Below are 7,076 nucleotides of genomic sequence, written 5' to 3'. Positions count from 1 at the left end.
CCAGCGTCTTGCCGCGCGGCCAGTAGATGCGGCGGCCATTCATGTTGGGGTCGGGATCGGTCTCGAACTTCCAGTTGTAGACCGGGCTCCACATCGTCTTGCCATAGCCGATGGGCAGGTGGATCCATGGCGAGCGGTCCGGCGGGCCCGCTTCCAGCAACAGAACCTGGTTGCGCGGATCTTCACTCAGCCGGGCGGCAAGCACGCAGCCTGCCGACCCCGCGCCCACGACGATGTAGTCATAGGTCCTGGAAGGTGGGGAACTCATGCGTCTCCTTTTTTGTTTCATTGAATGGAACTAATAGTTCCTTTGAGTGGAAATTTATATCAAAATGAGGTCGGTACAATAAGAAAAAACCCGCATTACCCGTTCTTCAGACTGCAAAGTTCATGTCGTTTCGCAAGCCCGCCGCTGCCGCACAAAAGACGCCCGCAACCGCCAGGAATCAGGCGGATGCCGAAATGCCCGGCGGCCCGATTTCGGTCTCCGAGCGCGCGTTGTCGGTGCTCGACTTCGTTGCCGAGTCGGGCCGCGCGGGCCTGATGGATGTGGCCGGCGCGCTCGGTCTTCCCAAGGCGACGGCATCGCGCATGTGCGCCAATCTGGAGGCGCAGAAATGGCTGAGCCGCGATACTTCCGACCGTTCGTTCCTGCCGGGGCCGCGCCTGGTGAAGCTGGCGCGCGCGGCGCTGGTGACCGATCCGCGCCGTGAGCTGCGCCATCAGGTGCTCTCGGACCTGGTCGGGGAAATCGACGAGACATGCAATCTGACGGTGCTCGACGGCCTGGAGGTGCGCTACCTCGACCGTGTGGAGACGCATTGGCCGCTGCGCACGCAGCTCGAAGCCGGCTCGCATGTGCCGCTGCACGCCACCGCCAGCGGCAAGCTGTTCATTGCCATGATGTCGCCGGAGAAACGCGCCACCGTCCTCGGGCATGCCAGCTTTCACAAGTTCACGCCGTTCACGCTGACGCGGCCCGACGAGCTGGAGGCCGCATGCGCGAAGATACGCTCGGACGGCTATTCGTCCGATGTGGAGGAGTTCATGCTCGGCCTCATCGGCATGGCCGTGCCCATTCTTGACGAGAAGGGCGAGTGCCGGGCCACCATGGCGCTGCATGCGCCCACGGCGCGCATGAAGCTCGAGGACGGCGTGGCCGCCGTTCCGGCGCTGCGCCGCGCCGCCGAGCGCGTGCGGCCGCTGCTGTTCTGAAACTGCTTGCCGCATCCGGACTACGGGTCATTGCCCATGGCCCGCGCCGGGCGGGTCTTTTAGAATCGCCGCATCCGGCCATGTTCGAGTGATGCGGTTTTCAAGGCGTTGCATCAACCCTTGTTGACTTCTGGTTGTCACCACCCGCCGGTCTTCTCGTGCCAGGGCTGCCGCGATGCGCGGCGATCAAGGCCCGCCGGTACGAGCCTCAGGGGCTCATCCGGCATCGTCTTCGCGCCCTGGCTGCCTTTCAGCCGTTTCGCCGGCCAGCGGCCCCTTGAGCGGGCGCGCGGCGAATGCATCCCATGAATCCATGTCCCGCGCGGGACCGCTCCCTACCGGATGGCGGCGCCTTGCGCGCGGCGCGCACGTCGCATGTCTTGTGCGCCGCACGGCATGGATGTCATGGCACAAAAGGAGTTCTCTCAGGATGCAGACCACAATCCGTTCCCCTCTTTCCTGCTCGCCACTGGGCTGCGCCGCGGCGCTGATGGCGGGCCTGCTCGTCACGGCCGCCCCCGTTGGCGCCCAGGAATCGCAAGTGCGCATCAGCGGCTTTCTCGACGCCGGTGTGTTCAGGGGCTTTGATGGCGTGAATCAGTTGGGCACGATCCAGCGCAGCAATCTCGCGTTTTCGGGCGCGGAGGATCTGGGCGGCGGCCTCAAGGCGACGTTCCGCCTGAGCACGCGTTTCGACATGGGCGACGGCCTGAGCGAGGATGCCGGCAGGAAGCCGTTCTGGCATGACGAATCCACGGTCGGCCTGGAGGGCGGTTTCGGCAAGGTGCGCATGGGCCGCGCGTTGTCGGCCCTGTGGGCGCAGGACTGGCAATTCGATCCCTGGGCCAACAACAACCGCGTGGCTTCGCCCGCGTGGTATTACTGGCATCCGCTCACGCCCACCGATCGCGTGAGCAACAATGGATCGGCCGAATATGGCCGGGTGAACAACGGCATCTTCTACGATTCGCCGACGATGGGCGGCTTCACGCTGCACCTGAGCGGATCGACGGAGCGCACCGATGCGCCGGGCCGCGACGGGCGCGGCTATTCCGCTTCGCTCAACTATGCGCAGGATGCGCTCTCGGGCATGCTCGCCTACGAGCGCAACGGCAGCGGCGATCGCGCGGCGTTCGTGGCGGGCAAGTACCACTTTGGCAAGCTCGCGGTGATGGCCGCCTATGACGACAGCCGCATGGCCGAGCATGGCGACAAGTCGCGCGCCGCCACGCTGGGCGCTACCTATCAGATCAACGCCGTGACGCTGAAGGCGGGATACGGGCGGCAGCGCTACAACGACGATACGAACCAGTTCGTGGCGCTGGGGGCCGATTACGCGTTCTCCAAACGCACGACCCTGTATGCGAGCCTGGGCCATCAGCGCTATGAATGGCAGGGCTCGAAAACCGCCTTTGGAGTGGGAATGTCGCACGCATTCTGATGCGCGCATGAGGCCGTGGGGCGAGCGCCAGCGTGTGTGGCGCTCGTCCTGTCAGGGCTTGAGATGCTGGCCGAGAAACCTCTCCATGGCCTCGTAGAACTCGAATTTGTTTTCGTCGTTGTGAAAGCCGTGGCCCTCGTTGTCCTTGACCATGTATTCCACATCGACGCCGCGCGCCTTCAAGGCCGCGACCATCTGATCGCTCTCGGCCTTGTTCACTCGCGGGTCCTGGGCGCCCTGGGCGACGAAAAGCGGCGTCCTGATCCGCTCGGCCAGCAGCGCGGGTGACGTGGCCTCGAGCCGCGCCTTGTCCTTGACGGGATCGCCGACCATCGCCTGCATCTTGTCGAGCATCGGTTTCCAATAGGGCGGGATGGTGCCCAGGAAGGTGAACAGGTTGGACACGCCCACGTAGTCCACCGCCGCCGCGTACAGATCGGGCGTGAGCGTGACGCCCGCCAGCGTCGCGTAGCCTCCGTAGCTCGCGCCATAGATTCCTATGCGGGCGGGGTCCGCGATGCCCTGCCCGATCAGCCATTGCACGCCATCGGTGATGTCGTCCTGCATGGCCAGGCCCCACTGGCCGAAGCTGGCCTCCCAGAACCTGCGGCCGTAGCCCGTGGAGCCGCGGAAGTTCATCTGCAGCACGGCATAGCCGCGATTGGCGAGGAACTGCACCTCGGGGTTGAAACCCCAATGGTCGCGCGCCCAGGGGCCGCCGTGCGGGTTGACGATCACCGGCAGCTTGCGTCCGGGCTCATGGCCCAGGGGCAGCGTCAGGTAGCCGTGGATCGTCAGGCCGTCGCGGCTGGTGTACTGGATGGGCCGCATGGGCGCCATGTCCGCCTCGGCGATGGCGGGGTTGGTTTCGCTCAGCAGGGTCAGCGCGTCGAGTCCGGTGTCGTACAGGTAGCGCTTGCCCGGCGTGCGGTCGTTCACGGCGGCTACCACGAACAGTGTTTCGTCCTTGTTGCTGGCCTGCAGATGGATTTCGTAGCCGCCCAGCCTCTGCTCCAGCCGCTCGTGGATGGCGCGCATCCGGTCATCGAAGAAATGCAGGTGCCTGCGGTCGGTCTGGTAGCTCGCGGCGGTGAGCACCTTGCGCTTGTGCGAGTAGCTGACGCCATCGATATCGACCTCCGTGGTCTCGAAGATCACCTGCTCATGTTCGGGCCGGGCCGGGTCGATGCGCACGAACGCCAGCTTGTCGCGCCCGCGCGCGCTGTACAGATACAGGCCCTTGTCGTCGAAGTCGAAGAACGCGGGGCCGACGTTGACGCGGAAATCCGTCTCGATGATGGGACGGAATTCCTGCGACTCGTCGTCGCGGTACAGCACCACGCTCATCAGGCCGTCGCTTGCAACGGCGGCGCGCAGCTTGCCCGCGTGGTCCGTCTGCCAGCCGATGATGTTGCCGGGGTTCTCGGCCACGCGCTGCGCCGCGCCCGTGTGGATGTTCACGCGGTAGACGTCGAACACTTCCGGGTTGCGCTGGTTGTGGCCGATTAGCACATGGTCCGGGTCGTCTTCCAGGTCGTCCTCGATGCTGGCGCGCACCTTGTCCCAGGGCGTGAGGTCCAGCACGGCGCCCGTGCGCGTGTTTACCGCGAGCACGTGGAAGTTCTCGTCGCCGCCGAAATCCTTGGAGAACAGCACGACGTCGTTGCCCTTGAAGACATAGCCCGCCAGATCGCGCTCGGTCTCGTGCGTGAGCTGGCGCGGCTCGCCCGTGGGCCTGCCCGCGTCAAGCGGCTGCACGAACAGGTTCATGCGGCGCGAGTCGCCCGCCGGCTGCATGAAACCGAGCGTGCGGCCATCGTCGGAGAGCCGGTAGTAGCCGCGCTCGGGGTTCCTGAAGAAATCGCGCAGCGGGTACTGCCTGGGGCTCTGCCGTGTGTCGGTCATGGTGTGCATCCTTGTCCTTTTTGCGTGCGTCACGCGCCTGAGGACAGCTTAACCGAGCCATCGGCAGCCCCTTTCCCGGGCGGGAATATCGGGCTGTGGAAAACCACGATGACCAAGATTTTTTTCCAATGCGATAATTTTCCAATTGGAAAAATTTCAGATGGAGCTGTTATGACAGACAACGTGCTCGACTTCGCCGTGATCGGCGCGGGCATGGCGGGCGCATCCGTGGCGTACCGCCTTGCGCAGAAAGGGGCTGCCGTGATCGTGCTGGAGCGCGAATCGCAGCCCGGATACCACTCCACGGGGCGCTCGGCGGCGATGTTCATGGAGAGCTACGGCACGGACCAGATCCGCGCGCTCACGCGTGCCAGCCGGGGCTTCTACACGCATCCGCCGCAAGGCTTCTGCGCCAGCGAGCTGCTGCCCGCGCGCGACGTCCTGTATGTCGGCCAGGAGGGCCAGCAGAAGCTGCTGGATGATGCGCTGGCCATGTACAGGAACGACGGCCTGGATGCCGAGATGATCTCGGCTGCGCGTGCGAAGGAGCTGGTGCCGGTGCTGGAGCTGGACAAGATCATCGGCGCGGTGCACGACAGGGCAGCCACGGACATCGACGTGTCCGAACTGCACCAGGGCTTCCTGCGCGGCATGCGCCAGAAGGGCGCCACGCTGCGCTGCGGCGCGGAGCTGCTGGCGGCGCGGCGTGATGCGCAAACCGGCGTGTGGTCGCTGACGCTGCCTGGAGGCGACGTCGTCAGGGCGCGCGCGGTGGTCAATGCCAGTGGCGCATGGGCGGATACCGTGGCGCAGTTGTGCGGGGCCAGGCCGCTGAACATCCAGCCCAAGCGCCGCACGGCCTTCACCTTCAACCCCCCGGAAGGCGTGGACGCGCACGCCTGGCCGGTGGTGATCGGCGTGGACGAGAGCTTTTACTTCAAGCCCGACGCGGCGCAGCTGCTGGGCTCCCCGGCCAACGCCGACCCGGTCGCGCCGCACGACGTGGTGGCCGAGGAGCTGGACGTGGCCATGGGCATCCATGCCATCGAGTCGGTGACGTCGCTGCGCATCCGCCGTCCCAACCACGTGTGGGCAGGGCTTCGCAGCTTCGCGCCGGACGGCGATTTCGTGATCGGCTGGGATACCCGCTGCGAGGGCTTCTTCTGGCTGGCGGGCCAGGGCGGCTATGGCATCCAGACGGCCGCGGGCGCATCGGCCACGGCCTGCGCCCTGCTGCTGCGCGAAGAGCTGCCGCAGTCCGTGCGCGAGCATGGTGTCGATCCGGCCGGGCTGAGCCCGGCGCGCTTCGACTGATGGCCGTGGTGCGGCGAGGGCGGCTTGCGGGCCGCGTCGCCTTGCCCCTCCGTTCAGATACTCAACATTGACCAACCCATACCAACAGGGAGACAGACACATGAGTCCATTCAAGGAAGTGTGCAAGATCGCAGGCGCGTTCGTCGGCGTGATCGTGGGGGCGGGTTTCGCCTCGGGGCAGGAGATCCTGCAGTTCTTCGCCAGCTTCGGCCGTGTGGGCATCGTGGGCTGCGTCGTGGCGGGCGTCGTGTTCGTGCTGCTGTCGATGGCGTTCTCCACCATGGGGCAGCGCCTGATGGCGAATTCACACAAGGAGGTGATCACGGCGATCTTCGGCAGGCACCTGGGACTGGTGTTCGACATCCTCATCACTTTCTTCCTGTTCGCGATCACCGTGGTGATGCTGGCCGGCGCGGGCTCGCTGCTGCATCAATGGCTGGGGATTCCCGAGGTGTGGGGCAGCGTGCTCGCCACCATCGCCACCGTGCTGATCGTCTGCCTGGACGTGGGCAGCGTGATCGCCTTCATCGGCGCGGTCACGCCGTTCCTGATGTTCATGACGGTGGTGGTGGCCGCCTACGTGCTGATGACGCCGCATGCCGGCCATGACGCGCTGCAGGCTGCCGCGCAGACGCAGCCCAAGGGCGCGGACCAGTGGCTGGTCGCCGCGCTGCTCTATGTTTCGTACAACACCGTGGCCGGCATGCCGTTCCTGGTCATCATGGGCGGCCAGGCCAGCTCGCGCAAGGTGGCGCTGTGGGGCGGTGTTCTCGGCGGCCTGCTGCTGGGCATCCTGATGCTGCTGATTACCGCGTCCATGTATCTGCGCATGGATACGATCGGCGGGCTTTCCATGCCCATGCTCTCGATCGCCACGCAGATCTCGCCATGGCTCGGACACCTGATGTCGCTGGTGATCTTCGGCATGATCCTCAATACCGCGGTCGGCATGCTCTATGCCTTCATGGTGCGCATCATGCCGCCCCACGCGCGTCATTTCCGCATCGGCACGGCGCTGGCGGGCGTGGTGGCGCTGGCCGGCAGCTTCGTGGGTTTCATCAAGCTGGTGGGCATGGTCTATCCCATCTATGGCTATATTGGCTTCGTGTTGATGGCGCTTGGCTTCATCGGATGGATGCGCATGCAGCGCCATCGCGAGCAGGAGGTCAAGAGCGCCTGATCGCGCCCGACGCGGCCTGCT

Annotated in this window: 6 protein-coding genes; 4 read left to right on the top strand and 2 right to left on the bottom strand. The window is 65.5% G+C overall.

The annotated features are described in order from the left end of the window. A partial coding sequence (locus ABWP92_RS15580) for a lycopene cyclase family protein (RefSeq protein WP_353236314.1) occupies positions 1-268 on the bottom strand: 268 nt, incomplete at its 3' end. Between the two features lie 122 nt (positions 269-390). On the opposite strand from ABWP92_RS15580, the gene ABWP92_RS15575 reads away from it, so the two are divergent. Both ABWP92_RS15575 and ABWP92_RS15570 read left to right on the top strand, forming a co-directional pair. Next, on the top strand, positions 391-1,215 hold the full coding sequence (locus tag ABWP92_RS15575; RefSeq protein ID WP_353236313.1) for an IclR family transcriptional regulator: 825 nt from the start codon (positions 391-393) through the stop codon (positions 1,213-1,215). Between the two features lie 490 nt (positions 1,216-1,705). Further along, complete coding sequence (locus ABWP92_RS15570; protein WP_353236315.1) at positions 1,706-2,656, top strand: porin; 951 nt, start codon at positions 1,706-1,708, stop codon at positions 2,654-2,656. 51 nt (positions 2,657-2,707) lie between these two features. Here ABWP92_RS15570 and ABWP92_RS15565 read toward each other — a convergent pair whose 3' ends face one another. Further along, on the bottom strand, positions 2,708-4,570 hold the full coding sequence (locus ABWP92_RS15565; RefSeq protein WP_502907555.1) for an alpha/beta hydrolase family protein: 1,863 nt from the start codon (positions 4,568-4,570) through the stop codon (positions 2,708-2,710). A 162-nt stretch (positions 4,571-4,732) separates the two neighbouring features. Between ABWP92_RS15565 and ABWP92_RS15560 the strand changes: the two genes are divergently transcribed. Together ABWP92_RS15560 and ABWP92_RS15555 are read left to right on the top strand one after the other, a co-directional pair. Then, the gene (locus tag ABWP92_RS15560) at positions 4,733-5,875 is read left to right on the top strand and encodes an NAD(P)/FAD-dependent oxidoreductase (RefSeq protein ID WP_353236311.1); all 1,143 of its coding nucleotides are present in this window, start codon (positions 4,733-4,735) and stop codon (positions 5,873-5,875) included. A 100-nt stretch (positions 5,876-5,975) separates the two neighbouring features. After that, the gene (locus ABWP92_RS15555; protein WP_353236310.1) at positions 5,976-7,055 is read left to right on the top strand and encodes a YkvI family membrane protein; all 1,080 of its coding nucleotides are present in this window, start codon (positions 5,976-5,978) and stop codon (positions 7,053-7,055) included. The last annotated feature ends 21 nt before the right edge of the window (positions 7,056-7,076 follow it).

Source organism: Diaphorobacter ruginosibacter (assembly GCF_040396215.1).
GTDB lineage: Bacteria > Pseudomonadota > Gammaproteobacteria > Burkholderiales > Burkholderiaceae_C > Diaphorobacter_A > Diaphorobacter_A ruginosibacter_A.
This window is presented reverse-complemented; position numbering and strand designations above follow the sequence as displayed.

Coding starts and splice junctions, on each gene's coding strand:
- ABWP92_RS15570 (WP_353236315.1), top strand. CDS start 1,706: ATGGCGGGCCTGCTCGTCACGGCCGCCCCCGTTGGCGCCCAGGAATCG.
- ABWP92_RS15565 (WP_502907555.1), bottom strand. CDS start 4,570: ATGCACACCATGACCGACACACGGCAGAGCCCCAGGCAGTACCCGCTG.
- ABWP92_RS15560 (WP_353236311.1), top strand. CDS start 4,733: ATGACAGACAACGTGCTCGACTTCGCCGTGATCGGCGCGGGCATGGCG.
- ABWP92_RS15555 (WP_353236310.1), top strand. CDS start 5,976: ATGAGTCCATTCAAGGAAGTGTGCAAGATCGCAGGCGCGTTCGTCGGC.
- ABWP92_RS15575 (WP_353236313.1), top strand. CDS start 391: ATGTCGTTTCGCAAGCCCGCCGCTGCCGCACAAAAGACGCCCGCAACC.